Source organism: Burkholderia pseudomultivorans, from assembly GCF_902499075.1.
GTDB lineage: Bacteria > Pseudomonadota > Gammaproteobacteria > Burkholderiales > Burkholderiaceae > Burkholderia > Burkholderia pseudomultivorans.
In genome coordinates this window covers 84,913-110,661 of the sequence record NZ_CABVPP010000011.1, presented here as the reverse complement: position 1 = coordinate 110,661, position 25,749 = coordinate 84,913, and the positions used below count along the sequence as shown (strand labels likewise).

General features: G+C 68.6%; 24 protein-coding genes. 16 read left to right on the top strand and 8 right to left on the bottom strand.

Annotation, left to right across the window (positions count from 1 at the left end):
- The first annotated feature begins 6 nt into the window (after window positions 1–6).
- Window positions 7–216 carry a Fe-S cluster assembly protein IscX gene (gene iscX / locus BST28156_RS10915; RefSeq protein WP_060245282.1) on the top strand — a complete coding sequence of 70 codons (210 nt, stop codon included), beginning with the start codon at window positions 7–9 and terminating at the stop codon, window positions 214–216.
- 135 nt (window positions 217–351) lie between these two features.
- Here the strand turns inward: iscX and BST28156_RS10910 are convergent, their stop codons facing one another.
- The 5 genes from BST28156_RS10910 to BST28156_RS10890 form a co-directional block, all read right to left on the bottom strand.
- Window positions 352–1,074, bottom strand: a complete 723-nt coding sequence (locus BST28156_RS10910; RefSeq protein WP_060245281.1) for a glycine zipper 2TM domain-containing protein — start codon at window positions 1,072–1,074, stop codon at window positions 352–354.
- A 331-nt stretch (window positions 1,075–1,405) separates the two neighbouring features.
- The gene (gene lysS, locus BST28156_RS10905; RefSeq protein ID WP_009690698.1) at window positions 1,406–2,932 is read right to left on the bottom strand and encodes a lysine--tRNA ligase; all 1,527 of its coding nucleotides are present in this window, start codon (window positions 2,930–2,932) and stop codon (window positions 1,406–1,408) included.
- 72 nt (window positions 2,933–3,004) lie between these two features.
- Window positions 3,005–4,109 (bottom strand): peptide chain release factor 2 gene (gene prfB / locus BST28156_RS10900; protein WP_208456436.1). Its coding sequence is split into 2 segments (ribosomal slippage): window positions 3,005–4,027 and window positions 4,029–4,109, totalling 1,104 coding nucleotides; the frame shifts between segments, so codons are not numbered across the junction.
- A gap of 159 nt (window positions 4,110–4,268) precedes the next feature.
- Window positions 4,269–5,966, bottom strand: a complete 1,698-nt coding sequence (recJ, locus tag BST28156_RS10895) for a single-stranded-DNA-specific exonuclease RecJ (RefSeq protein ID WP_174902210.1) — start codon at window positions 5,964–5,966, stop codon at window positions 4,269–4,271.
- A gap of 18 nt (window positions 5,967–5,984) precedes the next feature.
- Window positions 5,985–7,049: a regulator gene (locus BST28156_RS10890; RefSeq protein ID WP_254596368.1), complete on the bottom strand. Its 1,065-nt coding sequence runs from the start codon at window positions 7,047–7,049 to the stop codon at window positions 5,985–5,987.
- A 164-nt stretch (window positions 7,050–7,213) separates the two neighbouring features.
- Here BST28156_RS10890 and BST28156_RS10885 point away from each other — a divergent pair, with 164 nt between their 5' ends.
- The 9 genes from BST28156_RS10885 (at window position 7,214) to ftsB (ending at window position 18,135) form a co-directional block, all read left to right on the top strand.
- Window positions 7,214–8,467, top strand: a complete 1,254-nt coding sequence (locus tag BST28156_RS10885) for a lipoprotein-releasing ABC transporter permease subunit (RefSeq protein WP_060245278.1) — start codon at window positions 7,214–7,216, stop codon at window positions 8,465–8,467.
- Window positions 8,460–9,218 carry a lipoprotein-releasing ABC transporter ATP-binding protein LolD gene (gene lolD / locus BST28156_RS10880; protein ID WP_081077257.1) on the top strand — a complete coding sequence of 253 codons (759 nt, stop codon included), beginning with the start codon at window positions 8,460–8,462 and terminating at the stop codon, window positions 9,216–9,218. The genes BST28156_RS10885 and lolD overlap by 8 nt, the downstream gene beginning before the upstream one ends.
- 76 nt (window positions 9,219–9,294) lie before the next feature.
- The gene (locus tag BST28156_RS10875) at window positions 9,295–10,083 is read left to right on the top strand and encodes a TatD family hydrolase (protein WP_174902208.1); all 789 of its coding nucleotides are present in this window, start codon (window positions 9,295–9,297) and stop codon (window positions 10,081–10,083) included.
- Between the two features lie 54 nt (window positions 10,084–10,137).
- Complete coding sequence (locus BST28156_RS10870; protein WP_174902207.1) at window positions 10,138–12,618, top strand: DNA internalization-related competence protein ComEC/Rec2; 2,481 nt, start codon at window positions 10,138–10,140, stop codon at window positions 12,616–12,618.
- Window positions 12,619–12,722: 104 nt separating this feature from the next.
- Window positions 12,723–13,553 carry an alpha/beta fold hydrolase gene (locus BST28156_RS10865; RefSeq protein ID WP_060245274.1) on the top strand — a complete coding sequence of 277 codons (831 nt, stop codon included), beginning with the start codon at window positions 12,723–12,725 and terminating at the stop codon, window positions 13,551–13,553.
- 170 nt (window positions 13,554–13,723) lie between these two features.
- Window positions 13,724–15,385: a CTP synthase gene (pyrG, locus tag BST28156_RS10860; protein WP_009689675.1), complete on the top strand. Its 1,662-nt coding sequence runs from the start codon at window positions 13,724–13,726 to the stop codon at window positions 15,383–15,385.
- The gene (gene kdsA / locus BST28156_RS10855; RefSeq protein WP_174902206.1) at window positions 15,382–16,236 is read left to right on the top strand and encodes a 3-deoxy-8-phosphooctulonate synthase; all 855 of its coding nucleotides are present in this window, start codon (window positions 15,382–15,384) and stop codon (window positions 16,234–16,236) included. The genes pyrG and kdsA overlap by 4 nt, the downstream gene beginning before the upstream one ends.
- Window positions 16,237–16,342: 106 nt before the next feature.
- Complete coding sequence (gene eno / locus BST28156_RS10850) at window positions 16,343–17,626, top strand: phosphopyruvate hydratase (RefSeq protein WP_009689673.1); 1,284 nt, start codon at window positions 16,343–16,345, stop codon at window positions 17,624–17,626.
- 83 nt (window positions 17,627–17,709) lie between these two features.
- Entirely contained in the window at window positions 17,710–18,135 is a 426-nt protein-coding gene (gene ftsB, locus BST28156_RS10845) for a cell division protein FtsB (protein ID WP_040127751.1), read from the top strand.
- A gap of 81 nt (window positions 18,136–18,216) precedes the next feature.
- Here the strand turns inward: ftsB and BST28156_RS10840 are convergent, their stop codons facing one another.
- From BST28156_RS10840 to BST28156_RS10830, 3 genes are all read right to left on the bottom strand, one after another.
- Complete coding sequence (locus BST28156_RS10840; RefSeq protein WP_059481361.1) at window positions 18,217–18,567, bottom strand: hypothetical protein; 351 nt, start codon at window positions 18,565–18,567, stop codon at window positions 18,217–18,219.
- 126 nt (window positions 18,568–18,693) lie between these two features.
- The gene (gene hslO, locus BST28156_RS10835) at window positions 18,694–19,644 is read right to left on the bottom strand and encodes an Hsp33 family molecular chaperone HslO (protein ID WP_174902205.1); all 951 of its coding nucleotides are present in this window, start codon (window positions 19,642–19,644) and stop codon (window positions 18,694–18,696) included.
- A gap of 25 nt (window positions 19,645–19,669) precedes the next feature.
- Window positions 19,670–20,194 (bottom strand): gamma carbonic anhydrase family protein, encoded by a 525-nt coding sequence (locus BST28156_RS10830; protein WP_059518833.1) that lies wholly within the window; start codon window positions 20,192–20,194, stop codon window positions 19,670–19,672.
- Window positions 20,195–20,337: 143 nt separating this feature from the next.
- On the opposite strand from BST28156_RS10830, the gene BST28156_RS10825 reads away from it, so the two are divergent.
- The 6 genes from BST28156_RS10825 to BST28156_RS10800 all read left to right on the top strand — a co-directional run bounded on the left by BST28156_RS10825 (window position 20,338) and on the right by BST28156_RS10800 (window position 25,746).
- On the top strand, window positions 20,338–21,183 hold the full coding sequence (locus tag BST28156_RS10825; RefSeq protein ID WP_374991888.1) for a ferritin-like domain-containing protein: 846 nt from the start codon (window positions 20,338–20,340) through the stop codon (window positions 21,181–21,183).
- A 135-nt stretch (window positions 21,184–21,318) separates the two neighbouring features.
- Window positions 21,319–22,209 carry an alpha/beta fold hydrolase gene (locus BST28156_RS10820; RefSeq protein WP_174902204.1) on the top strand — a complete coding sequence of 297 codons (891 nt, stop codon included), beginning with the start codon at window positions 21,319–21,321 and terminating at the stop codon, window positions 22,207–22,209.
- Window positions 22,210–22,289: 80 nt separating this feature from the next.
- A complete protein-coding gene (locus BST28156_RS10815) occupies window positions 22,290–23,120 on the top strand; it encodes a 3',5'-nucleoside bisphosphate phosphatase (protein WP_174902222.1) in 831 nt (276 codons plus the stop codon).
- A gap of 72 nt (window positions 23,121–23,192) precedes the next feature.
- Entirely contained in the window at window positions 23,193–23,825 is a 633-nt protein-coding gene (locus tag BST28156_RS10810) for an L-threonylcarbamoyladenylate synthase (RefSeq protein ID WP_174902203.1), read from the top strand.
- 47 nt (window positions 23,826–23,872) lie between these two features.
- On the top strand, window positions 23,873–24,535 hold the full coding sequence (locus BST28156_RS10805) for a site-2 protease family protein (protein WP_060245267.1): 663 nt from the start codon (window positions 23,873–23,875) through the stop codon (window positions 24,533–24,535).
- 8 nt (window positions 24,536–24,543) lie between these two features.
- A complete protein-coding gene (locus BST28156_RS10800; RefSeq protein WP_174902202.1) occupies window positions 24,544–25,746 on the top strand; it encodes a tryptophan--tRNA ligase in 1,203 nt (400 codons plus the stop codon).
- Window positions 25,747–25,749 lie beyond the last annotated feature (3 nt).

Genomic DNA, 25,749 nt, shown 5'->3' with positions numbered 1-25,749 from the left:
GCAGGCATGAAATGGACCGATTCGCGCGAGATTGCGATCGCGCTTGCAGACAAGCATCCGGACGTCGATCCGCAGCGGATCAATTTCGTCGACCTGCGCGCGTGGGTGATCGCGCTCGACGGTTTCGACGACGATCCGGGCCGCTCGGGCGAGAAAATCCTCGAGGCGATCCAGGCGCACTGGATCGACGAATCGGACTTCGACGACGAAGACTGAGCGGCGCGCGCGACGTTCGTTCTTCGCGTCGCGCGGCGGCTTACGCAAAAACGGCTCGTGATGATTCACGAGCCGTTTTCGTTTGGCGAATCGCACGGCTGCCCGGCGCGGGCGGCCATGCGGTGCGCGGCGGCGTCAGGCGCCGACCAGCGTGCCGTTCTCGACGCGCACGCGCTGCCCCTGGCCGAACGGCGGCGCGTTGCGGTATGTGAAGGTGCGCGTCGCGCCGTTTTCCATCTGCACTTGCACCTGGTAGTCGGTTTCCGCGCGCACCTGCTTCTCGACCTGGTTGCCGGCCAGGCCGCCGCCCAGCGCGCCGATGATCGTCATCGCGGTGCGGCCGTTGCCGTGGCCGAACTGGTTGCCGAGCAGGCCGCCGGCCGCTGCGCCGCCGACCGCGCCGATGCCCGAGCTCTGGCCCGGCGTGCGCGTTTGCGTGATCGCGACAACCGTGCCGCAGGTCTGGCAATAGGCCGGCTGCACGGGCGCGGACGGCTGCTGCGCGTATTGCGGCGGTTGCGGCGCGGGTGCGCGGTGGTGGTGCGTCACCGGTCGCGGCGCCGGCTTCGGTTCGGCCTGCGCGAGCGCCTTTTGCTGCGCGGCCTGTTCCGCCGCCTGCTGCTGCGCCTGCGCGGCGAGCGCGGCGCTGGCTGCCGCCGCCGTGTCGACGGCCGGCTGCGACGCGATCAGCGCGGCCTGGGTCTGGCCGTTCTGTTCGTTGCTGCTGTTGGCTTTCGGAAATACGCCCGTGATCGCTGCCGTCGCGGCGAGGCTGGCGACGATGACGGCGCCGGCCGCGGTCGCGACCAGCGGGTGGAGGCGTTGCTTTTGCGGCGTGGTCTGATTCTGATTGTCCATTTTTTTCTCCTGGTCGATCCGGGTGTGGCCCGGATCCCACGCGTCGGGGTCGCTCGGAGTCGGCTTTTTTGCGCCGGGCTCCGGCCCCGTGGTCATGCGTGGTGACGGAAAGGAGTGTCGTCTACGCGCGAGGCGGCCGCCGTATCAAGGTGTAACGAATTGCAGCCCGGCCACGGCGCTCGATACCGGGAAAACCCGCAGCGGGCCGGCGCGGCAAGGAAATAAAACAGGGAGGAATCAGTGGCCGGCGAACGCCGGCGGGCGGGATTTACGCGTCGTTACAAAGCCGGCGCGTGCGCGCCGCGGCGGGCGGCACACGCGCGGGCAGGCGTCAGTCTTCGCGGCGCAGGTGGGGGAACAGCAGCACGTCGCGGATCGTCGGGCTGTCGGTCAGCAGCATCACGAGACGGTCGATGCCGATCCCGCAGCCGCCGGTCGGCGGCATCCCGTATTCGAGCGCGCGGATGTAGTCGGCGTCGAAGAACATCGCTTCCTCGTCGCCGGCATCCTTCTGTTCGACCTGCTTCCTGAAGCGCGCGGCCTGGTCTTCCGGATCGTTCAGCTCCGAGAAGCCGTTCGCGATCTCGCGGCCCGTCATGAACAGCTCGAAACGCTCGGTGATGCCCGGCACCGTGTCCGATGCGCGTGCGAGCGGCGACACCTCGACCGGATAGTCGATGATGAAGGTCGGCTCCCACAGCTGCGCTTCGGCCGTTTCCTCGAACAGCGCGAGCTGCAGCGCGCCGATGCCGGCATTCAGGAACGCCGGCTGCGTGACGTCGACGCCGAGGCGCTTCAGCTCGCTGCGCAGGTACGCGTCGTCCGACAGCTGGCCGTCGGTGTACTGCGGCGCGAACTTCTGGATCGCCTGCGTGATCGTCAGGCGGTGGAACGGCTTCGCGAGATCGAGCTCGCGGCCCTGGTACTGGATCGTCGCGGTGCCGAGCGCATCGATCGCGGTCTGGCGGATCAACTGCTCGGTGAAGTCCATCAGCCAGCGGTAGTCGGTGTACGCGGCGTAGAACTCCATCATCGTGAATTCCGGATTGTGGCGCGGCGACACGCCTTCATTCCGGAAGTTGCGGTTGATCTCGAACACGCGCTCGAAGCCGCCGACGATCAGCCGCTTCAGATACAGCTCCGGCGCGATGCGCAGGAACATCTGCATGTCGAGCGCATTGTGGTGCGTGACGAACGGCTTCGCGGCCGCGCCGCCCGGGATCGGGTGCAGCATCGGCGTCTCGACTTCCATGAAGTCGGCGTCGCCCATGAACTTGCGGATCGACGCGATCGCCTTGGTGCGTGCGCGGAACGTGTCGCGCGTCTCCGGCGTGACGATCAGGTCGACGTAGCGCTGGCGATAGCGCATTTCCTGGTCGGCGAGGCCGTGGAACTTGTCGGGCAGCGGGCGCAGCGCCTTCGACAGCAGGCGCAGCTCCGTGCATTTGACCGACAGCTCGCCCTTGTTGGTGCGGAACAGCACGCCGCGCGCGGCGACGATGTCGCCGAGGTCCCACTTCTTGAACGCATCGTACGTTTCCGCGCCGACGTCGTTCGGCGTCACGAAGAACTGGATCTGGCCCGAACCGTCCTGCACCGTCGCGAAGCTCGCCTTGCCCATCACGCGCTTGAGCATCATGCGGCCGGCGATCGCGACCTCGAACGGATTCGCTTCGAGCGCTTCCTTGTCCGACTCGGCGAATTTCGCCTGCAGTTCGGCCGCGTGGTGCGTCGGCCGGAAATCGTTCGGATAGGCGACGCCTTGTTCGCGCAGCGCGCGCAGCTTGTCGCGGCGCTCGGCGATGATCTGGTTTTCGTCCGCCGCGACGGCGGCTTGCGTTTGGGTCGATTCGGTCATGATGGTCGGAATTCGGGGTGGGGGCGGCTACGCAAACGGGGAGGGCGGCGCGGAGGGCCCGCGCCGCGGCGCTCAGACGCCCTGTTTGAGGCTCGCGCTGATGAAGTCGTCGAGATCGCCGTCGAGCACCGCCCGCGTGTTGCTCATTTCGACGTTCGTGCGCAGGTCCTTCACGCGGCTCTGGTCGAGCACGTACGAGCGGATCTGGTGGCCCCAGCCCACATCGGTCTTGCTCGACTCGAGCTTGTCCTGCTCGGCCTGGCGCTTGCGCATCTCGGCCTCGTACAGGCGCGACTTCAGCATCGCCATCGCTTCCGCGCGGTTGCGGTGCTGCGAGCGGTCGTTCTGGCACTGCACGACGATGCCGGTCGGCATGTGCGTGATCCGCACCGCCGAGTCGGTCTTGTTGATGTGCTGGCCGCCCGCGCCCGACGCGCGGTACGTGTCGATGCGCAGGTCGGCCGGGTTCACCTCGACTTCGATCGAGTCGTCGATTTCCGGATACACGAACACCGACGAGAACGACGTATGGCGGCCGCCCGACGAGTCGAACGGCGACTTGCGCACCAGCCGGTGAATGCCCGTTTCGGTGCGCAGGAAGCCGTACGCGTATTCGCCCGTGACCTTGACGGTCGCGTTCTTGATGCCGGCGACGTCGCCGTCGGATTCTTCGAGCACTTCGGCCTTGAAGCCCTTGCGCTCGCAGTAGCGCAGGTACTGGCGCAGCAGCATCGACGCCCAGTCGCACGCTTCGGTGCCGCCGGCGCCGGCCTGGATGTCGATGAAGCAGTTGTTCGGATCGGCCGGGTTCGAGAACATCCGGCGGAATTCGATGTCACCGACGCGCGCTTCGAGTTTCGCGGCGTCTTCTTCCGACGCGACGAGCGTGTCCTCGTCGCCTTCCTCGCGGGCCAGCTCGAACAGGTCGAGCGCGTCGCGCAGGTCGCCGTCGAGCACCGTCAGCGTCGTGACGACGCCCTCGAGCAGCTTCTTTTCGCGGCCGAGCGCCTGGGCGTTCTTCGAATCGTTCCAGACGTTCGGGTCTTCGAGTGCCTTGTTGACTTCGATCAGACGCGCAGCTTTGGCGTCGTAGTCAAAGATACCCCCGAAGCTCGCCTGCGCGCTGGCGCAGGTCGAGCAGGGAGCTTTCGATCGCGTTGAGACGTTCCGCTTCCATGATCGTTTCGCTTTTCGTGCTTCGTAAAAAAGCGGAATTATAGCCGATCGGCAGAGGCTCCCGGTGGCGCGGATCGAATGCGCGCGCCCGCGGCGGCCCCGTGCGGCGCGGGGCGCGCGCCGTTTTGGCCGGCCCCTGTGCGCGAGGCGGCGCGGCGCGTTATCCGGCCGCGTGCTCGACGATCAGCTGCACGCGCGTGACGCCGTTCCAGGTGTCGGCGACGAGGCGATACGCGATCAGCGCGCTCGCCGGCAGCGGCTCGGTATGGTTGAACCAGATCGCATTGAAGCGCTGGCGGCCGCGCGCGAGCTGCAGCTTCAGGTGCTTTTCCTTCACGAGGCTCTGCGACACGACGTCGAACTCGCCGGAAAAAAGCGGGGCCGGAAAGCCCTGGCCCCACACGGCCTCGTCGAGCAGCCCGACGAACTGCGGCGTGAAGTACGCATCCTCGAGCTCGCCGTCGGTCTCGATCACGCGCGCGAGCGCGTCGTCGGACAGCCATTCGCGCGCGACCGCCTCGAACGCGGCCGCGAAGCGGGGCACGTTGTCGGCGTCGAGCGTGACGCCGGCAGCCATCGCATGCCCGCCGAACGCGACGAGCAGGTCCGGTTCGCGCTTCGATACGAGGTCGAGCGCATCGCGCAGGTGAAAACCGGGGATCGACCGGCCCGAGCCCTTGACCCGCGTGCCGTGCTCGTCCGCGTGCGCGAACGTGAACGACGGGCGGTGGAATTTTTCCTTGAGCCGCCCGGCGACGATGCCGATCACGCCCTGGTGCCATTCGGGGTTGAACAGCGTGATCGTGCACGCGTCGGCCGGATCGACGTCGGCGAGATCGGCGAGCGCCTGCTGCTGCATGCCGGCCTCGATCTCGCGGCGTTCGCGGTTCATCACGTCGAGCTGCTGTGCGAGGTCCCATGCGCGGCCGATGTCGTCGGTGATCAGGCACTCGATGCCGAGCGACATGTCGGACAGCCGCCCGGCCGCGTTCAGGCGCGGGCCGAGGCCGAAGCCGAGGTCGAAGCCCGACGCGCTGCGCGCTTCGCGGCCCGCGGCGCGGAACAGCGCGGCGATGCCCGGCTGCATCCGGCCGTTGCGGATCCGCTGCAGCCCCTGCGCGACCAGCACGCGGTTATTGCCGTCGAGCCGCACGACGTCGGCGACGGTGCCGAGCGCGACGAGGTCGAGCAGGCCGTCGAGGCGCGGCTCGGCTTCCTTGCTCGCGAACGCGCCGCGGCGGCGCAGTTCGGCGCGCAGCGCGAGCAGCACGTAGAACATCACGCCGACGCCGGCGATGTGCTTGCTCGGGAAGCCGCAGCCGGGCTGGTTCGGGTTGACGATTGCGCGCGCGGCGGGCAGCGCGTCGCCGGGCAGGTGGTGATCGGTCACGAGCACGTCGATGCCGCGCGCGTTGGCGGCCTCGACGCCCGCGACGCTCGCGATCCCGTTGTCGACGGTGATCAGCAGGTCGGGCTGGCGCGCGGCCGCCAGCTCGACGATTTCCGGCGTGAGGCCGTAGCCGTATTCGAAGCGGTTCGGCACCAGATAGTCGATCTGTGCGCCGAACATCCGCAGGCCGCGCACGGCGACCGCGCAGGCGGTCGCGCCGTCGCAGTCGTAGTCGGCGACGACCAGCAGGCGCCGCCGGGCGGCGATCGCATCGGCGAGCAGCACGGCCGCGTCGGCGCAGCCCTTCAGTTCGGTAGGCGGCACGAGGCGCGCGAGCGCGGTCTCGATGTCGGCAGGGGACTGTACGCCGCGCGCCGCATACAGGCGCGCGAGCACCGGATGCAGGCCGTGGCGGGCGAGCGCTTCGGCGTCGGCGGGCGCGACGGAGCGGGTAACGATGCGGGTCATTCGGGGTCTTCTTTCGGCTTATTCGAACAGGGACGCGAGCGCGCGGCGGCGCCAGAACTTGCGCAGGTCGCCGCGCGTCGCGCGCAGCGTCACGGAACTCGTGTCGCCGCACAGCGTGAAATCGACGCCGGCGCACTCGCCGCGCTGCAGCGCGGCAAGCGCCGGCGCGAACCAGTCGCGCTCGAGCGCGGCGAGCGCGTCGTGCCAGCGCGCCCAGTCCTGTTCGATGAACGGGGTGGTCAGCGCCGGCAGCTCGACGAGCGTCGCGCCGTCGGCGGCGGGCAGGGCGCCGAACGCGGCCGGCGGCGCGCCGGCGTCGGTGCCGGCCGCGCGGGCCAGGCCGAGCGCCGCGGGCGACGCGGACAGCACGCGCGCGAACGGCTTGCCGACCGGCTTCAGCGTGCCCTGCGCATGGAACCAGATCGAATTGACGGCCGGCAGCCCGCGCGCCTCGCGCGCCTCGTTGACCGGATGCTGGAACCAGGCCATCTGTACTTCGTTCTGCAGCTTCATCCACATCCGCGAGCGTTCGCCCGTGTGCGCCTCGTGCGGCAGCCAGATCTCGATGTTGCGGCCGCTCGCGCGCAGCGGCGCGGCGCCCGCGAGATGGGCGAACTGTTCGCTCGACAGGTACCAGCGCGTCGGCTGCGGCGCTTCGACGCGCACGCCCAGTTCCTCGATCAGCGGGCGCGCGACTGCGAGCAGCGCGGCGGCATCGCCGTCGTCGAGCGCGAGGGCCGCGGGATCGACCAGCACGAGGTGATCGTGCGCGATTTCGACGTGGACCGGCTCGACGCAGGCCCACGCGTGCGCGCCGGGGTTGCCGCCGTCTGCCAGCAGCATGTAGGGCGCGAGCGGCGCCTCGTCGGCGGCGCTGCCGTGCGTTGCGCCGAACTGGCGGGCCAGCCAGCGCTCGTGCGGCAGCGTGCGCTGGAAGTCCTCGCCGGCGACGCGCTCGACGAGGCTCGCGCGCGCAAGCAACTTTTCGAGCGCGGGGCTGTCCAGCGTGTGCAGGGACGAGGCCGCATCGGCCGCCGACGGCAGCGCGAACGGAACGAGAAAATGGAGGCGTCGGTCGTGCATGATGCTGCGCATTGTATGGCAAACTGCGCGCGTGATCGGGCCGGCAGACGGCCCGATTGCGTCCGGCGGCCATTTTTCGACCGCCTCCGGGCCGGCAGCGTGCCGCACCGGCGGCGCTCCCGCCGCGGGCCGCCGCCCCGCCGCAACCAGCAGAAAGGATTCGCTTGAAACTTCCGTATGAATGGCAGATCGGCTGGCGCTACACGCGCGCCGGCAAACGTACGACCGGCAACGGCTTCATTTCCTTCATCGCGCTCGTGTCGATGTTCGGGATCGCGCTCGGCGTCGCCGCGCTGATCGTCGTGCTGTCGGTGATGAACGGCTTCCAGAAGGAAGTGCGCGACCGCATGCTGTCGGTGCTCGCGCACGTCGAGATCTTCTCGCCGACGGGCTCGATGCCCGACTGGCAATTGACCGCGCAGGAAGCGCGCCGCAATCCGTCGGTGATCGGCGCCGCGCCGTATGTCGAAGCGCAGGCGCTGCTCACGCGCCAGGACGCGGTCAGCGGCGTGATGCTGCGCGGCGTCGAGCCGTCGCTCGAACCGCAGGTGTCGGACATCGGCAAGGACATGAAGGCCGGCCAGCTGAGCGCGCTGGTGCCGGGCCAGTTCGGCATCGTGCTCGGCGATGCGCTGGCCGGCAATCTCGGCGTGACGGTCGGCGACAAGATCACGCTGGTCGCGCCCGAAGGCTCGATCACGCCGGCCGGGATGATGCCGCGGCTCAAGCAGTTCACGGTCGTCGGCGTGTTCGAGTCGGGGCACTACGAATACGACAGCACGCTCGCGATGATCGACATCCGCGACGCCGAGGCGCTGTTCAGGATGTCCGCGCCGACCGGCGTGCGGCTGCGGCTCAAGGACATGCAGAAGGCGCCGCAGGTCGCGCTCGAGCTGTCGCATACGCTGTCGGGCAGCCTGTACATCCGCGACTGGACGCAGCAGAACAAGACCTGGTTCTCGGCCGTGCAGATCGAGAAGCGGATGATGTTCATCATCCTCACGCTGATCATCGCGGTGGCCGCGTTCAACCTCGTGTCGTCGCTCGTGATGACGGTGACCAACAAGCAGGCCGACATTGCGATCCTGCGCACGCTCGGCGCGCAGCCCGGCTCGATCATGAAGATCTTCGTCGTGCAGGGCGTGACGATCGGCTTCGTCGGCACCGCGTCGGGCGTCGCGCTCGGCTGCCTGATCGCGTGGAGCATCCCGTGGCTGATCCCGATGATCGAGCATCTGTTCGGCGTGCAGTTCCTGCCGCCGTCCGTGTATTTCATCAGCGAGCTGCCGTCCGAACTCGTCGCGAGCGACGTGATCAAGATCGGCCTGATCGCGTTCGCGCTGTCGGCGGTCGCGACGCTCTATCCGAGCTGGCGCGGTGCGAAGGTGAAGCCGGCGGAGGCGCTGCGCTATGAATGACCGCGCGACCGCATTCGCGGATTCACGACAACACATCAAACAGGATTCGGCAGGTATGCAGGAATACGTGCTTCAGGCGCGCGGGATCACGAAGGCGTTCGTGCAGGGCGGCTTCAACGTGCAGGTGCTCGACAATACCGAGCTGACGGTGCGGCGCGGCGAGAAACTCGCGGTCGTCGGCGCGTCGGGCTCCGGCAAGAGCACGCTGCTGCACGTGCTGGGCGGGCTCGACGAGCCGAGCGCGGGCGAGGTGTCGCTGCTCGGCAAGCCGTTTACGCAGCTCGCGGAGCGCGAGCGCAACGACCTGCGCAATCGCGCGCTCGGCTTCGTCTACCAGTTCCATCATCTGCTGCCGGAGTTCACCGCGCTCGACAACGTCGCGATGCCCTTGCGGATTCGCCGGATGACGACCGAAGACGCGCGCGCGCAGGCTCAGGCGATGCTCGAGCGCGTGGGGCTCGGCCCGCGCGCGAAGCACCGGCCGGGCGAGCTGTCGGGCGGCGAACGGCAGCGCGTCGCGATCGCGCGCGCGCTGGTCACGCAGCCGGCCTGCGTGCTCGCCGACGAGCCGACCGGCAACCTCGACGGCGCGACGGCCGATACCGTGTTCAACCTGATGCTCGAGTTGTCGGAGACGCTGAACACGAGCTTCGTGATCGTCACGCACGACCCCGATCTCGCCGCGCGCTGCGATCGCATCATGCGGCTGCGCGACGGCGTGCTGCACGAAGAGCCGGCGCTGCCGGTCTGAACCAACGCCCGCCGCTCCGGGTTGTCGCTTGCCGCCCGTGTGGCGGCGCGGACGGCGGGGCGCAGGAGTGCCCGACATGTGGATCGACACGCACTGCCATCTCGATGCGGCCGAATTCGACGCCGACCGCGACGCGGTCGTGCATGCGGCGCGCGCGGCCGGCGTGTCGCGCATCGTGATTCCGAGCATCGGCCGCGACAACTTCACGACGGTGCGCGAGCTGGCCGCGCGCACGCCGGGCGCGGTTTATGCGCTCGGCATCCATCCGATGTACACGCCTCATGCGCGCGACAAGGATCTCGACCGGCTGCGCATGGAAATCGAGGCGAGCCTCGACGATCCGCGCTTCGTCGCGATCGGCGAGATCGGCCTCGACTACTTCGTGCCGGGGCTCGACGAAGCGCGGCAGCAGTTCTTCTATCAGGGGCAGCTCAGGCTCGCGCGCGACTTCGACCTGCCCGTGCTGTGCCACGTGCGCAAGTCGCAGGATCGCGTGCTGGCGGGGCTGCGGCGCTTCGACGTGCGGCGCGGCATCGCCCATGCGTTCAACGGCAGCTTTCAGCAGGCCGACGCGTATCTCGCGCACGGGCTGCATCTCGGCTTCGGCGGCAACGTGACCTTCGCGCGTGCGCGGCAGATCCGCCGGCTTGCCGCGCAGCTGCCGCTCGACGCGATCGTCGTCGAGACCGACGCACCCGACATCGCGCCCGAATGGGCGTACAAATCCCGCAATACGCCCGACCAGGTGCCGCGCATCGGCGACGTGCTCGCCGAACTGCGCGGCATCGACGCGCATGCGCTGAGCGTCGGCACAACGGCCAACGCGCTCGCCGCGCTGCCGCGACTCGCGCTTTCGTCCGCATAATCGTTGCCGGAAGGCGCCGCATGCAGCGCGGCGTCGTGTCGGCGAGGAGGCGGAATGCGCGTGGGGTGGATGGCATTCGCGCTCGGCGTCGTCGTGTTGCAACGACAGGCGGCGTTGCCGGGCGCGCTTGCGTGGCTCGTCGTCGCGGCCGCGCTGTCCGGGTGCGCTGTGTTGTACGCGTGGCGCATGCGCCGGCCGCGCACGCGCGCGGGCGTCGTGCTCGGGTGGACGCTGTGCGCGGTCGCGGCCGGCGTCGCGGGGTTCGGCTATGCGGCGGCGCGCGCCGAGTGGCGGCTGCGCGACAGCCTGCCGGTCGAGTGGGAAAGGCGCGACATTGTCGTCACGGGCGTGATCAGGGGGCTGCCCGTGGTCGATGCGTCGGGCGCACGGCTGCTGCTCGCCGTCGAATCGAACGATGCGGGGCTCGCCCGTTTTCCGCAGCTGATCCGGCTGTCGTGGCGCACCTATGATGCGGCTGCGAGCCGCGACGCCGTGCCCGAGCTGCGCGCCGCGCAGCGCTGGCGGCTGGTCGTGCGGCTCAAGCGTCCGCATGCCGAAGCCAATCCGGGCGTGCGCGACAGCGAGGCGGCGTGGCTGGCCGCGGGCATTCGCGCGATCGGCTACGTGGCCGCGCCGCAGCGCGCGGTGCTGGTCGATGCGCGTGCGGCGGGATCGAGCGCATCGATCGACCGGCTGCGCGATGCACTGCGCGCGCGCATCGTCGACGTGCTCGGCGCCGACGCGCTGCATCGCGGCATCGTCGCGGCGCTCGCGATCGGCGACCAGTCGGGTATCGGCGACGACGACTGGCGCGTGCTGCGCAATACCGGCACGAGTCATCTGGTCGCCATCTCCGGTCTGCATGTCGGGCTCGTCGGCGCCTTCGCGGCCGGGTTCGCGTCGATGATCTGGCGTCGCCTGCGCTGGCGCACGCGGGCCGCGACGCTCGCCGTGCCGGCGCCTTATGCGGCGGCGCTCGCGGCGCTGGTCGCCGCCGCCGGCTACGCGGCGCTGGCCGGTTTCAACGTGCCGGCGCAGCGCGCATGGTGGATGATCGCGGCCGGCGGCGTCGCGTATCTGGCCGGGCGCAGCGTGCCGACCTCGGCGGTGCTGTGCGCGGCGCTCGGCGGCGTGCTGCTGGCCGATCCGTGGGCCGTGCTGTCGGCCGGGTTCTGGCTGTCGTTCGGCGCGGTCGCGGTCATCCTGCTGTCGGTCGCCGGTTGGCGCGCGGTGCGCGATGAGGACGACGAAGCGGACGGCGGCGCAGTCGCCGGTCGGTGGGAGCGGCTGCGCGCGTGGTACCGGCGTGCGGCGCGGCGCGTCGCCGAGGCGGCCCGCGTGCAATACGCGGTGACGATCGGACTCGCGCCGCTGACGGCCGCGTGGTTCGCGCAGATCTCGGTGTCGGGACCGCTCGGCAACGCGTTCGCGATTCCGTGGGTCAGTTTCGTCGTCACGCCGGTCGTGCTGGCCGGCCTCGTGCTGCCCGCGCCGCTCGATGCCCATGCGTTCCGGCTTGCGCATGCGTCGCTCGAACCGATGATGGCGCTGCTCGGGCGGCTCGCGGACTGGCCGCCGGGCGTGATGGCGCTGCGCATGCCCGGCTGGCCGGTGCTGGCGCTCGCATGCGCAGGCGTCGTCTGGATGCTGATGCCGCGCGGCTGGCCGCTGCGCTGGGCCGCGCCGCTCACGTGGCTGCCGCTCGTCGCGCCGGCGGCCGACGCGCCGCCCGTCGGCGGCTTTCGGCTGACCGTGCTCGATGTCGGGCAGGGCGCATCGGTGCTGGTCGAAACCGCGCGCCGCACCTTGCTGTTCGACGCGGGGCCGGGCGCGGAGTCGACCCACGCGGGCCAGCGGATCGTCGCGCCGTCGCTGCGCGCACGCGGCATCCGCACGCTCGACGCGTTCGTGCTCAGCCACGCGGATGCCGATCATGCGGGCGGTGCGCCGGCCGTCTATGCGTCGGCGCAGGTGCGGCAGCTGCTGGCGGGCATTCCGCGCGGCCACCGGCTGTGGCGCGACGCGCAGTCGGCGGGCGTCGCCGACCGCCTGCCGTGCGCGGCCGGGCAGCGCTGGCGCTGGGACGGCGTCGACTTTACGGTGCTGTGGCCGCCGGGCGGCCCCGGCGCGGGCGCGTCGAACCGGCAGTCGTGCGTGCTGCGCATCGACGCGGGCGGGACGTCCGCGCTGCTGACCGGCGATATCGATGCCTATGCCGAGCGTCGGCTGGTCGACACGATGCGCGACGCGCTGGCCGCGCAGATCCTCGTCGTGCCGCACCACGGCAGCCGCACCTCGTCGGTCGAGCCTTTCCTCGACTCGGTCGGGCCGCGCGTCGCGGTATTTCCTGTAGGCTATCGGAACCGTTTCGGGCATCCGCACCCGAGCGTCCTCGCCCGCTACGCGGCACGCGCGATTCCGCTGCCGCGCACCGATCGCGACGGGGCCGTGCGGTTCGACGTCGCGCCGGCGGATCGCGGGTTCGCGTTCGAGCGCTACCGCGATGCGCAGCGCCGCTACTGGATGGATCGGTGAGCGGGCGGGCGTCGGGCCGCAGCGATGTCGGCGCGACCCGACGCAGGGCAAGGAAACCGGGCAGGCGCCCGCCCGGTTCGACAAGACCACGGAGGCATCGGCGTTTGAAGGACATCCTGCATTTCTCTCACGCGAACGGCTTTCCGGCGTCGACGTACCGGACCATCTTCGCCGAGCTGGCCGACGACTACGAGCTGCGCTACATCGAGCGGATCGGCCACGATCGCCGCTATCCGGTCACGCGCGACTGGCCGCATCTGGTCGACCAGCTGCTCGACGACATCGGCAGCCGCTACGAGCGCCCGGTATGGCTCGTCGGTCATTCGCTCGGCGGCTACCTGTCGCTGATGGCCGCGCTGCGGAAGCCGCAATGGGTGCGCGGCGTCGTGATGCTCGATTCGCCGATCATCGCGGGCTGGCGCGCGGGCGCGCTGCGCGCGAGCCAGTGGGCGGGGCTCGACGAGCGGCTGTCGCCGGCCGCCGCGACGCGCAACCGGCGCACGCGCTGGGCGAGCCGCGACGAAGCATGGCGGCATTTCCGCGAGAAGCCTGCGTTCGCGCGCTGGGACGAGCGGATGCTGGCCGACTACATCGACTACGGGATTCCGCAGGCGGGCATCGACGGCGAACGGGCGCTCGCATTCGATCGGCAGGTCGAATACCTGATCTACCGGACGCTGCCGCACACGCTCGGCCCGCGGCTCGCGCACGGTGCACCGGTGCCGCTCGGCTTTCTCGCCGGCACGCGTTCGCGCGAGGTGCGGCAGGTCGGGCTCGATGCGACGCGCCGGGCGTCGCACGGCCGCATCGAATGGCTCGAAGGCAGCCACTTGTTCCCGATGGAGCGGCCGGTCGAGACCGCCCGGGCATTGCAGCGGATGCTGAATTCGCTGCGCGGGGAAGAAAGCGTCGCGCCGCTCGCGAAGCGCGCGTGACGTGCTGCGCGCGGCATGCGCACGCGGGCTGCCGCGCCGACCGGCCGGCCGGTCCGCCCCGGCGCGCACGACCGGCGCGGCACAGCGCGAAGGGGCGCGATCATCGCGTCAATTGCTGAGAGAAGGGCGGGCTTTACGGTATAATCCGTTTTTCCCGCGAGCATCCAGCGATGACCAAATATGTTTTCGTCACCGGCGGCGTAGTTTCTTCCCTCGGCAAGGGTATTGCCGCCGCCTCTCTCGCCGCGATCCTCGAATCGCGCGGTCTGAAAGTCACCCTCCTCAAACTCGATCCCTACATCAACGTCGACCCCGGCACGATGAGCCCGTTCCAGCACGGCGAAGTGTTCGTGACGGAAGACGGCGCGGAGACGGATCTCGACCTCGGCCACTATGAGCGCTTCATCAGCACGAAGATGCGCAAGGCCAACAACTTCACGACCGGCCAGATCTACGAATCGGTGATCCGCAAGGAGCGCCGCGGCGACTATCTGGGCAAGACCGTGCAGGTCATCCCGCACATCACGAACGAGATCCAGGCGTTCATCGAGCGCGGGGCCGCGTCGGCCACCTGCGGCGAGCCTGACGTCGCGATCGTCGAGATCGGCGGCACGGTCGGCGACATCGAGTCGCTGCCGTTCCTCGAGGCCGCGCGCCAGATGAGCCTGCGCCTCGGCCGCAACAGCGCGTGCTTCGTGCACCTGACGCTCGTGCCGTACGTCGCGACGGCCGGCGAGCTGAAGACGAAGCCGACCCAGCACAGCGTGCAGAAGCTGCGCGAGATCGGCATCCTGCCGCACGTGCTGCTGTGCCGTGCGGACCGCCGCATCCCGGACGACGAATCGAAGAAGATCTCGATGTTCTCGAACGTGCCGGAAGACGCGGTGATTTCGGTGTGGGATGCCGACAGCATCTACAAGATCCCGCAGATGCTGCACGACCAGGGCCTCGACAGGATCATCTGCGACGAGCTGAAGCTGTCGCCGCACGATGCCGACCTGAGCATGTGGGCGGAGCTCGTCGAGAAGCTGGAGAATCCGAAGCACGAAGTGACGATCGGCATGGTCGGCAAGTACGTCGATCTGACGGAATCGTACAAGTCGCTGATCGAGGCGCTGCGCCACGCGTCGCTGCACACGTCGACGAAGGTCAACATCGAGTACATCGACTCGGAAGAGATCGAGACGAACGGCGTCGACAGCCTGAAGCACCTCGACGCGGTGCTGGTCCCGGGCGGTTTCGGCCGTCGCGGCACCGAAGGCAAGATCGCGGCGATCCGCTATGCGCGCGAGGCGAAGGTGCCGTACCTCGGCATCTGTCTCGGCATGCAGCTCGCGGTGATCGAGTTCGCGCGCGACGTCGTCGGCCTGAAGCAGGCGAACAGCACGGAGTTCGATCCGGACACGCCGGAACGCGTGGTCGCGCTGATCACCGAATGGTACGACCGCGAAGGCAAGGTCGAGACGCGCACCGAGGAATCCGATCTCGGCGGCACGATGCGCCTCGGCTCGCAGCGCTGCCCGATCAAGCCCGGCACGATGGCGGAAGAAATCTACGGCAAGGACGTGAACGAGCGTCATCGCCACCGTTATGAAGTCAATAACCGCTTCGTGCCCCAGCTCGAAAGCGGCGGCCTTATCATCAGCGCGCGTACCCCGAGCGAGGATCTGCCGGAAATGATGGAACTGCCGCGCTCGATGCACCCGTGGTTCGTCGGCGTGCAGTTCCACCCGGAATTCACGTCCACGCCGCGTGACGGTCATCCCCTGTTCAAGTCGTTTGTCGAAGCCGCGCTCGCCAACAAGCAGGCGCGCGCCGGAGTGAAAGCATGAAGCTGTGCGATTTCGAGGTCGGTCTCGACAAGCCTTTCTTCCTGATCGCGGGAACCTGCGTGGTCGAATCGGAGCAGATGACGATCGACACGGCGGGCCGCCTGAAGGAGATCTGCGAGAAGCTGAACGTTCCGTTCATCTACAAGTCGTCCTACGACAAGGCGAATCGCAGTTCGGGCAAGTCGTTTCGCGGCCTCGGAATGGACGAGGGGCTGCGGATCCTGTCCGAGGTGAAGCGCCAGCTCGGCCTGCCGGTGCTGACCGACGTGCATTCGATCGAGGAGATCGAGCCGGTCGCATCGGTCGTCGACGTGCTGCAGACGCCCGCGTTCCTGTGCCGCCAGACCGACTTCATCCATGCGTGCGCGCGCTCGGGCAAGCCGGTCAACATCAAGAAGGGCCAGTTCCTCGCGCCGCACGACATGAAGAACGTGATCGACAAGGCGCGCGACGCGGCGCGTGAAGCGGGGCTGTCGGAAGACCGCTTCATGGCGTGCGAGCGCGGCGTCTCGTTCGGCTACAACAACCTCGTGTCCGACATGCGCTCGCTCGCGATCATGCGCGAGACGAACGCACCGGTCGTGTTCGATGCGACCCACTCGGTGCAGTTGCCGGGCGGGCAGGGCACGAGTTCGGGCGGCCAGCGCGAATTCGTGCCGGTGCTCGCGCGCGCGGCGGTCGCGACGGGCGTCGCGGGCCTGTTCATGGAAACGCATCCGAATCCGGCCGACGCGAAGTCGGACGGCCCGAATGCGGTGCCGCTGAACCGGATGAGCGCGTTGCTGGAGACGCTCGTCACGCTCGACCAGGCGGTGAAGCGCAACCCGTTCCTGGAAAACGATTTCAATTAAAGACCGAATGAACCTTGCGGCGGCTTCGCGCGTCAGTAGCGAAAGCGGTATTGACGCGCGAGCCGCCGCAGTTTGAAGAATCCATCGTCATTCTCAGAGGAAACCCATGAGTGCAATCGTAGATATCATCGGCCGCGAGATTCTGGATTCGCGCGGCAACCCCACCGTCGAATGCGACGTGCTGCTCGAATCGGGCACGATGGGCCGCGCGGCGGTGCCGTCGGGCGCGTCCACCGGCTCGCGTGAAGCGATCGAACTGCGCGACGGCGAAGCCGGCCGCTACAACGGCAAGGGCGTGCTGAAGGCAGTCGAGCACATCAACACCGAAATCTCCGAAGCCATCATGGGCCTCGACGCGTCGGAACAGGCGTTCCTCGACAAGACGCTGCTCGAGCTGGACGGCACCGACAACAAGTCGCGCCTCGGCGCGAACGCGATGCTGGCCGTGTCGATGGCCGTCGCGAAGGCCGCCGCCGAAGAGGCCGGCCTGCCGCTGTACCGCTACTTCGGCGGCTCGGGCGCGATGCAGCTGCCGGTGCCGATGATGAACATCGTTAACGGCGGCGCGCACGCGAACAATAGCCTGGACATCCAGGAATTCATGATCGTCCCGGTCAGCCAGCCGACCTTCCGCGAAGCGCTGCGCTGCGGCGCCGAAGTGTTCCACGCGCTGAAGAAGATCCTGTCGGACCGCGGCATGAGCACGGCGGTCGGCGACGAAGGCGGCTTCGCGCCGAACTTCGGCAGCAACGACGAATGCCTGTCGACGATCCTGCAGGCGATCGAGAAGGCCGGCTACCGCGCCGGCGAAGACGTGCTGCTTGCGCTCGACTGCGCGGCCTCCGAGTTCTACCACGACGGCAAGTACCAGCTCGCGGGTGAAGGCCTGCAGCTGTCGTCGGCCGAATTCACCGACTACCTCGCGACGCTCGCCGACAAGTTCCCGATCGTGTCGATCGAGGACGGCATGCACGAAGGCGACTGGGAAGGCTGGAAGCTGCTGACCGAGCGCCTCGGCAAGAAGGTGCAGCTGGTCGGCGACGACCTGTTCGTCACGAACACGCGCATCCTGAAGGAAGGCATCGAGAAGGGCATCGCGAACTCGATCCTGATCAAGATCAACCAGATCGGTACGCTGACCGAAACGTTCGCGGCGATCGAGATGGCCAAGCGTGCGGGCTACACGGCCGTGATCTCGCACCGCTCGGGCGAAACGGAAGATTCGACGATCGCGGACATCGCGGTCGGCCTGAACGCCGGCCAGATCAAGACGGGCTCGCTGTCGCGCAGCGACCGCATCTCGAAGTACAACCAGCTGCTGCGCATCGAGGAAGATCTCGGCGATATCGCGAGCTACCCGGGCAAATCGGCTTTCTATAACCTGCGCTAACGCGCTACTATCGGGTTCGTCATATCGACGCCGCTCTGTGCCACGATGCGCGGAGCGGCGCTTCTTATATCTGCGTCTCTTACATGCGGCTTGTCACTGTCGTCCTGATTGCCTTGCTGGCGCTCATTCAGTACCCCCTATGGTGGGGACACGGCGGCTGGTTGCGGGTGCACGAATTGCGTCAGCAGCTCGGCGATCAGCTCCAGAAGAATGCCGATGAAAAGCTGCGCAACGAGCGGATCGCGGGCGAAGTGCAGGATCTGCAAAGCGGCACCGCGGCCATCGAGGAGCGTGCGCGCTACGAGATGGGCATGGTGAAGGACGGCGAGGTGTTCGTGCAGTTCGTGTCGCCGAATGCGCCCGCCGCGCCCGTGAACAATGCGCCGTCGAACACGTCGACGCGCGGTGTCGTGTCCGCGGCGCCGGTGCGCGTCGTGCCGAATCCGCAGTCGATCGCGAAGCCGTCGCGCCATCACGGCGGCGACAAGGGCAAGGCCGCGCATCATTGAACGCGACGAGCCGGTCGAATTGAAAAAGCGCGGGAAATGCCGCGCTTTTTTATTTCCTGAGAGTCGTCAATCGGTCGCGCGTTACCACCACCAGCCCGGGTAGCCGTAGCTGATGCCCGTGCCCCAGCGATTTCCCCAACCGCCGCCGTAATACCCGCCGTAGACGGTCACCGGCGGCGGCGCATAGTACGACCACGCGCGCGCGGCGGCTTCGGCCGCCATCGCATTGTTCTGGTCGCGCAGCACCTGCCGGTCGATCTCGTCGTAGCGCTTGCGCTCGGCGGCCGACAGTGCAGGCGGCTGACCGCCCGATGCGCCCGGCTCCGGCAGGCGGCTCAGGATCGTGGACGACGGCTGCACCGCGCAGCCGGCAAGCACGAGCGTACCGGCGGCGACGCTCGTCAGGACGATGGTGCGGAACGGGCGATTCATGAATTTCTCCTGCGGCGCGCCGACGGCGGGAAACGGCAGGCGCCGACGGCCGAAGCCGTGGCGCTGCGCGTGCGACGCTCGTGCGTCATTATGCGCCCGCGCGTGGTGCACGCGCGGGCGCGCGGCTCAGTGATGCTGCCCGGCGGCGGGCGTGATGCCGCTCGCGAGCTCGGGGGCCGCGAACAACTGCGCGACGTCGACGGGATCGAATTCGTAGCGCTGGTTGCAGAATTCGCAGTGGATCTCGACGTGGCCGCGCTCGACGATCACGCTGTCGACTTCGTCGCGGCCGAGCATGCGCAGCATCGCGCCGACCTTCTCGCGCGAGCACGAGCACTGGAAGCGCGTGACGGCCGGTTCGAAGTGCTGCACGTTTTCCTGCCAGAACAGGCGGCGGAACACGACTTCCGGCTCGACCTCGAGCAGTTCCTGCGCGGACAGCGTGCCGCCGAGCGTGCACACGCGTTCCCACGTGTCGGTGTCCGTCTCGGCGTTGCGCGGCACGATGCCGCCGTCGCCCGGCAGCTTCTGCAGCAGCATGCCGACCGCGCGTTCGCGATCGGCCGCGAGCCACAGCCGCGTGTCGAGCTGCTCCGAGTGATGCATGTATTGCTCGAGCACCTGCGACACCGATTCGAGCGGGCCGTCGACGCCGTTCAGCGGCACGATGCCCTGGTACGGCTGCTGGCCCGGCAGCTTGTCGGACGGGTCGAGCGTGATCACGCAGCGGCCGTGGCCGCTCGCGTTGACGAGCGCCGCGAAGCTCGTGTCGTCGCCGATCGTCTGCGCCGCCTCGCCGGAGAACTTCGCGGTGGCCCGCATCGACAGATCCGAGCCGCACTGGACGACCAGCATCTTCACCGGCCCGTCGCCGAAGATCTGCATGATGAGGGTGCCGTTGAATTTCAGGTTCGCGGACAGCAGCGCGCACGCGGCCATCATCTCGCCGAGCACCGTGCGCACCGGGGCAGGGTAGTCGCGCCGGACGAGCACTTCCTGCCACGTGTTGCGCAGCGAAACGATCTCGCCGCGCACGGGCGCCGCATTGAACATGAATTTCTGTAACTGGTCGCTCACTCTTCTTCCTTGAAATCCGCGCGGATCACCCGATCCGCACGAGTTGCTCCTTGAAATGCGCGCGTCGCTCGACATACGTCTTCGCGTTCGCGCGCAGCCGCGCGATGTCGTCGGCCGACAGCTCGCGCACGACTTTCGCCGGTGCGCCGAGAATCAGCGAGTTGTCCGGGAACGTCTTGCCTTCCGTCACGACCGCGCCGGCACCGACCAGACAGTTGCGGCCGATGACCGCACCATTCAAGACCACGGCCTGGATGCCGATCAGCGAACCCTCGCCGATCGTGCAGCCGTGCAGCATCGCCTGGTGCCCGATCGTCACGTTTTCGGCAATCGTCAGCGGATAGCCGGGGTCGGTATGCAGCACCGCGCCTTCCTGGACGTTGCTGCCCGCGCCGACGGCGATCGTCTCGTTGTCGCCGCGAATCGTCGCGCCGAACCAGACGCTCGCGTTTTCCTCGAGCACCACTTTGCCGATGATGGCCGCCGTATCGGCGACGAACACGCTTTCGTGAATCGTCGGGGCCGTATCGCCCAGCTTGTAGATCGTCACGGAGTCTCCTTGGTCTCTTTCGATGATGGGCGCCGGTAAAATGGCGCGTTGCCCGGCGCGCCGCGCCGTGGCGAAAACACGTATTGTAAACCGTCGCGTGCATGCGCTCCCGCGATGCGCGCGACAGCGTTCCGCGGGTGAATATGGTGTCTTCTTCTTCCGTCGATGCGCGGGCCTGCGTGCGCCGTGCGGCGCTCGCCGCACTGCGCGAACCCGAGCCGGCCGGCAAGGCGGCGCAGGTGCGTGCGCTCTACGACGCACTGCTGGCGGGGCAGGCTGCGATCTCGCCGTCGCTCGCGTTGGCCGAGCCGGCCGACCTGCCGGGGCGCCCGGCGCGCCCCATGCTCGTCGAGCCGCGCCAGCTCGAGCGGCGCAGCATGCGTTCGCCCGAGGGGCGCGCGGTGCTGCTCCACGCGCTCGCCCATATCGAGTTCAATGCGATCAACCTGGCGCTCGACGCGGTGTGGCGCTTCGCGGACCTGCCGGACGCGTTCTATGCGGACTGGCTGAAGGTCGCCGCCGAAGAGGCGTATCACTTCACGCTGCTGGCCGAGCGGCTGGCGGCGTTCGGCCATGTTTACGGCGACTTTCCCGCACACAACGGACTGTGGGAGATGTGCGAGCGGACCCGTGACGACGTGCTCGCGCGCATGGCGCTGGTGCCGCGCACGCTCGAGGCGCGCGGGCTCGACGCGTCGCCGCCGATCCGCGCGCGGCTCGCGCAGGCCGGCGACGACGCATCGGCGGCGATCCTCGACGTGATCCTGCGCGACGAGATCGGCCATGTCGCGATCGGCAACCGCTGGTTCCGGCATCTGTGCGGGCAGGCCGGCCGCGATCCCGTGCCGACTTACCGCGAGCTGGCCGAGCGGTATCGTGCGCCGCGCCTGCGCGGCCCGTTCAATTTCGATGCGCGGCGCAGCGCCGGATTCGAGCCGGCCGAACTCGACGAACTGGCCGCGCAGGACGGGCGCGCCGAGAACGGCTAGGCTGCCGTCCGGAGCGGCGCCGATCCGGGATGCCGCGCCGGCGCCGGCGCTAGAGAGGTGCCTCGCCGCGCGGCCCGCCGCAGCGAGGGCGCCGCCGCTATAATCGAACGACCATTCTTTTTTCTGGCGGCTGCAATGAATGCCTCGAGTTCTGTTTCCGATTTCGTCACGGTGCGCGGCGTCCGGCTGCATGTGCGGCGCTGGGGCCGGCCCGACGCGCCGACGCTGTTCATGCTGCACGGCTGGATGGACGTCGCCGCGTCGTTCCAGTTCGTCGTCGATGCGCTCGCCGGCGACTGGCAGGTGATCGCGCCGGACGCGCGCGGCTTCGGGCTGTCCGACTGGCCGGTCGCGCGGCAGGGCGGCGGCCACTACTGGTTCCACGACTACCTCGGCGATCTCGATGCGCTCGTCGACCACTATGCGCCGACCGGCGAGGTGAACCTGGTCGGCCACAGCATGGGCGCGAACGTCGTGTGCCTGTATGCGGGCGCGCGGCCGGAGCGCGTGCGGCGCGTGGTCGACCTCGAAGGCTTCGGGCTGGCGCCTGCGCGTGCCGAACAGGCGCCGCGCCGGCTGCGCGGCTGGCTCGACGAACTGCGCGAACCGCCCGCGCTGCGCGCGTATGCGTCGCTCGACGACGTCGCGGCCCGCCTGACCAAGACCAACCCGCGGCTCGACCCGCGCCGCGCGGCGTTCCTGGCCGCGCACTGGTCGAAGCGCGGCGACGACGGTCTCTATCATCTGCTCGCGGATCCCGCGCACAAGATGCCGGGCCCGCTGCTGTACCGGCTCGACGAAGTGATGGCCGTGTGGGCGAAGGTGCGCGCGAAGGTGCTGCACGTCGAGGCCGTCAATTCGCCGACGCTCGCGCAGATCGCCGGCGCCATCCCGCTGCCGGAATTCAAGGCGCGCTTCGGTGCATTCCCGGACTGGCGCGAGAAGCTCGTCGAAGACGCCGGCCACATGGTGCATCACGACCAGCCCGAGCAGATCGCGGCGCTGATCGAGGCGTTCTGCGCGTAGGCGCCGCCACCGCGGCGGGGCAGGCGGGCGGCGCGATTGCCGCATTGCAGTAGAATGAAGCTTCACCTGCCATGCCGACAATGAACGCCGATCTCCACTGCCACTCGAATGTTTCCGACGGACTGCTGTCGCCCGCCGACGTCGCGCGCCGCGCCCATGCCGGCGGCGTGACCCTCTGGGCGCTGACCGACCACGACGAGATCGGCGGCCAGGCAGCCGCGCGCACGGCTGCGGAAGCGCTCGGCATGCGCTACCTGAGCGGCGTCGAGATTTCGGTCACGTGGGCGTCGCGCACCGTGCACATCGTCGGCCTGAACATCGATCCGGCGAATCCGGCGCTCGTCGACGGCCTGTACCGCACGCGCCACGGCCGTGCGGCGCGCGCGCAGGCGATCGGCGCGCAGCTCGCGACGCTCGGCATTGCCGGCGCTTACGAAGGCGCGCTGAAGTACGTGTCGAATCCCGACCTGATCTCGCGCACGCACTTCGCGCGCTTCCTGGTCGAGAACGGCTATGCGGAATCGACCGTCGACGTGTTCGACCGCCTGCTCGGCGACGGCAAGCCCGGCTTCGTCCCGCACCGCTGGGCGGCGCTGTCCGACGCCGTGCAATGGATTCGCGGCGCGGGCGGCGAGGCCGTGGTCGCGCATCCGGGCCGCTATCGCTATACGCCGGTCGAATTCGACGCGTTCTTCGGCGAGTTCATCGATCTCGGCGGTCGCGCGATCGAGGTCGTGACGGGCAGCCACACGCCGGACCAGTACCGCGAATACGCGGATGTCGCCCGCCGCTTCGGTTTCGAGGCGTCGCGCGGCTCGGACTTCCACGCGCCCGGCGAGGGCCGCGTCGAGCTGGGCAGCCTGCCGCCGCTGCCGTCGGGCCTGAAACCGGTCTGGGAGCGCTGGCTCTGACGCTGCGCGGCGGCCCGTCGCCCGCATGACTGCCGGCACGCCCCTTCGATCCTTCCTTCTTTATCTGTCCCCATGTCCCAGTTCTTCAGGATTCATCCGGATGATCCGCAGCCGCGCCTGATCAAGCAGGCCGTGGAGATCGTCAGCAAGGGCGGCGTGATCGCGATGCCGACCGACTCGAGCTACGCGCTCGCCTGCCACCTCGACGACAAGAACGCGGTCGAGCGCGTGCGCCGCATTCGCGGCCTGGACGACAAGCAGCACTTGTCGCTGCTGGTGCGCGACCTGTCGGAACTCGCGAATTTCGCGATGGTGGACAATCGCCAGTACCGGCTGATCAAGTCGGTGACGCCGGGCCCGTACGTGTTCATCCTGCAGGCGACCAAGGAAGTGCCGCGCCGGCTGTCGCATCCGTCGCGCAAGACGATCGGCCTGCGCGTGCCGGACCATGCGATCACGCTCGCGCTGCTGGAATCGCTCGGCCAGCCGCTGCTCGGCACGACGCTGATCCTGCCGCCGGACGACGAGCCGCTCAACGACCCGGAGGAAATCCGCGCACGGCTCGAAAAGCAGGTCGACCTCGTGATCGACGGCGGCGCCTGCCCGCGCGAACCGTCGACGGTGATCGACCTGACCGGCGACGAGCCGCAGCTCGTCCGCGCGGGGCGCGGCGCGCTCGAACCGTTCGGGCTCGCCGCCGCATGAGTGCGCCGTTCATTTTTGCGCGAGCGCGCTTGTTACAATAACGCGATATGGATGCTTCCCTGATACAGACCATCGCCGTCTACGCGCTGCCGGTGATCTTTGCGATCACGCTGCACGAGGCTGCCCACGGCTATGCCGCCCGCCTGCTCGGCGACAACACCGCCTACATGATGGGGCGCGTGTCGTTCAATCCGATGCGCCACATCGACCCGCTCGGCACGATCGCGATCCCGCTCGCGATGTATTTCCTGACCGGCGGCGCGTTCCTGTTCGGCTATGCGAAGCCGGTGCCGGTCGCGTTCCGCAACCTGCGCAATCCGCGCTGGGGCAGCCTGTGGGTGTCGCTCGCCGGCCCCGCCTGCAACTTCGTGCAGGCGCTGCTGTGGGGCGTGCTGAGCATCGTGCTGGCCGCCGCGGGCGTCGACGAGCCGTTCTTCACGCGGATGGCGGTCGCCGGCGTCAGCGTCAACCTCGTGCTCGGCGTGCTGAACCTGTTTCCGCTGCCGCCGCTCGACGGCGGCCGCGTGCTCGCGGCGCTGCTGCCGCCGAAGCAATCGATCGCGCTGTCGCGCATCGAGCCGTACGGTTTCATCATCGTCCTCGTGCTGGTCATGACGGGCGTGCTGACGAAATTCTGGCTGCGTCCGCTCGTCAATATCGGTTACGACGTCGTGAGCGCCATCCTGACTCCTTTCGCCTCGCTTTTCTAACGACAATCATGTTCCCAGATCGTATTTTCTCCGGCATGCGACCCACCGGGTCGCTGCACCTCGGCCATTACCACGGCGTGCTGAAAAACTGGGTGAAGCTGCAGTCCGAGTACCCGTGCTTCTTCTGCGTGGTCGACTGGCATGCGCTGACGACGCACTACGAGACGCCCGAGGTCATCGAGAAGAACGTGTGGGACGTGCTGATCGACTGGCTCGCGTCCGGCATCGACCCGGCGCAGGCGACGCTGTTCATCCAGAGCAAGGTGCCCGAGCATGCGGAGCTGGCGCTGCTGCTCGGCATGAGCACGCCGCTCGGCTGGCTCGAACGCGTGCCGACCTACAAGGAGCAGATCGAGAAGCTGAAGGACAAGGACCTGTCGACCTACGGCTTTCTCGGCTACCCGGTGCTGATGGCGGCCGACATCCTGCTGTACCGCGGCTCGCTGGTGCCGGTCGGCGAGGACCAGGTGCCGCACGTCGAGATGACGCGCGAGATCGCACGCCGCTTCAATTACCTGTACGGCCGTGAGCCGGGCTTCGAGGAGAAGGCGCTGGAAGCCGCGAAGAAGCTCGGCGGCAAGCGCGCGAAGCTGTATCACGAGCTGCGCAACGCGTACCAGCAGGAGGGCGACGACGAGGCGCTCGAACAGGCGCGGGCGATGCTGCAGGAGTCGCAGAGCCTGTCGATGAGCGACCGCGAGCGCCTGTTCGGCTATCTCGAAGGCGCGCGCAAGATCATTCTGGTCGAGCCGCAGGCGCTGCTGACCGAGGCGTCGCGGATGCCGGGCCTCGACGGTCAGAAGATGTCGAAGTCGTACGGCAACACGATCGGCCTGCGCGAGGACGCGGAGACGATCACGAAGAAGGTCCGCACGATGCCGACCGATCCCGCGCGCGTGCGCCGCACCGACCCGGGCGATCCGGACAAGTGCCCGGTGTGGCAGCTGCACCAGGTCTATACGGACGAAGCGACGCACGACTGGGTGCAGAAGGGTTGCCGTTCGGCGGCGATCGGCTGTCTGGACTGCAAGCAGCCGGTCGTCGAAGGCATCCTGCGCGAGCAGCAGCCGATGCTCGAGCGCGCGCAGAAGTACATGGACGATCCGTCGCTGCTGCGCGCGATCGTCGCGGACGGTTGCGACAAGGCGCGCAAGCACGCGACCGAAACGATGCGCGACGTGCGCGACGCGATGGGCCTGTCGTACACCTGATCG